The sequence below is a fragment of the Vibrio mimicus CAIM 602 genome (assembly GCF_000338875.1).
Lineage (GTDB): Bacteria > Pseudomonadota > Gammaproteobacteria > Enterobacterales > Vibrionaceae > Vibrio > Vibrio mimicus.
The window spans coordinates 1-1,512 of sequence record NZ_AOMO01000006.1 but is presented as its reverse complement, the minus strand read 5'-3'; the positions used below and the strand labels follow the sequence as shown (position 1 = coordinate 1,512).

2 protein-coding genes and 1 pseudogene are annotated in these 1,512 nt (G+C 41.4%); all 3 read right to left on the bottom strand.

Features of this window, described 5'->3' with window-relative positions; translation table 11 throughout:
- Window positions 1-290: 290 nt before the first annotated feature.
- Window positions 291-646: pseudogene (locus D908_RS22265) on the bottom strand (DUF6404 family protein).
- Between the two features lie 230 nt (window positions 647-876).
- Window positions 877-1,080, bottom strand: a complete 204-nt coding sequence (locus D908_RS18040) for a hypothetical protein (RefSeq protein WP_005522134.1) — start codon at window positions 1,078-1,080, stop codon at window positions 877-879.
- 365 nt (window positions 1,081-1,445) lie between these two features.
- Window positions 1,446-1,512: DUF645 family protein (locus D908_RS20290; protein WP_005522132.1), on the bottom strand; the 67-nt coding region annotated here is incomplete at its 5' end.

The window sequence follows — 1,512 nt, the reverse complement described above, 5'->3', positions numbered from 1 at the left end:
CGCAGCTCAAAAAACCAATGAGGCAATAACTCAGAATTTACAGCGCCAGATGCATTGCCGTTTCATTAGACAGCGAAAAACAATATTGAATTGCCGACAAAACCTGAACGAAATGCCAAAGAAATCGACAAACACAACCTACTGATTTTTATGGATTAAGCATAACGCCCGCCTAAGGGGCTGGCAACGCACAACAACTAAACTCAAACACAACACTCGTAACCACCGCGGCTCAATGGGACTGGAAACGCCACGCGTTGACAGTCCCTCTTGAGGCGTTTGTTATGGCGCTATTTCAAACCATTTGCCTTAAGCCAACTATCAAAATCGGTGACCCCATGTTTCCGGCGTATCCTAGCGACCTCAACCGCAAGGAATAAACCAGTAATCACACCAAAAAAATCGACGCATAAATTTGAGAAGCTGCAAAGCCTTGAAACTGCCAGACTAAGAGCCACATGAACCCACCCCAAAAGACAGTGCCAAGCACTGATTGAAGAACAAATAGCTTCAACGGACTTTCAAACACCCTAGGCTTCATATCTAAACGAGCAAATTTGTAGAATAGATATGGATAAGGTTTAGTTAAACGAACACTAATATCCTTTTCGATCAATAGTGAGCGAACAAATTCCATTTTATTCATAATCGTTCCTATAAATGTGTGTGTCATGCCTTGCGCCATAACGCCCGCCTAAGGGGCTGACAACGCATCACCACTAAACTCAAACACAACAACTGCAACCACCGCGGCTCATTGGGACTGGAAACGCCACGCGTTGACAGTCCCTCTTGAGGCGTTTGTTAGCTGTTTTGGATTCATATACTAAGTGCAACGCTAAAAAACCCAAAAAACTATGGATTACTCAAGTTCAATCAGCAACTGAAGTAAGGATCAAAATCATCATTTGGCATCCCAACACCACCTGCTACCAGGATATCTAACTCTAACTCTTCAAATTTGAAGGTTTCTATTTTCTTCCCATTCCTACATGTAACTAGATCGCCCTCCTGAGATAGAACGACCATAGATAGACTTGGATTTTTCTTTTGGTGTACAAAATCATATTTGATGAACATATTTACTTTCCTCAATCTCTTAAATCGCTCCTAGAGTGACTTTACCAAAGAATCAAGGAAAATAAAATAAATCTTATATTTCATACACATAGATGTATTATTGGATAAATTAGAACATAGTGAAAGGGTAAAACAGGATAGTCCCAGAATGAAAATTTCATCTGTATTCGCAAACGTAAATAACAGCTAACGTCCACCTAAGGGGCTGACAACGCATAACAACGAAACTCAAACACAACAACCGTAACCACCGCGGCTCATTGGGACTAGAAACGCTACGCGTTGACAGTCCCTCTTGAGGCGTTTGTTAGCTTCGTAGCCTATTGTTTCAAAATGATTTTCAACTATTTTTCTTGAAAGGCATTTTACGCAAACGCATCACACAAACACACGTCCAGAGCCAAAAGCTGTGAAGTTGGCTGCCAAAACTCA

What these genes read in the sequence shown, in the direction of transcription:
- D908_RS18040 (WP_005522134.1), bottom strand. Translation starts at nt 1,080, where the DNA reads ATGTTCATCAAATATGATTTTGTACACCAAAAGAAAAATCCAAGTCTA.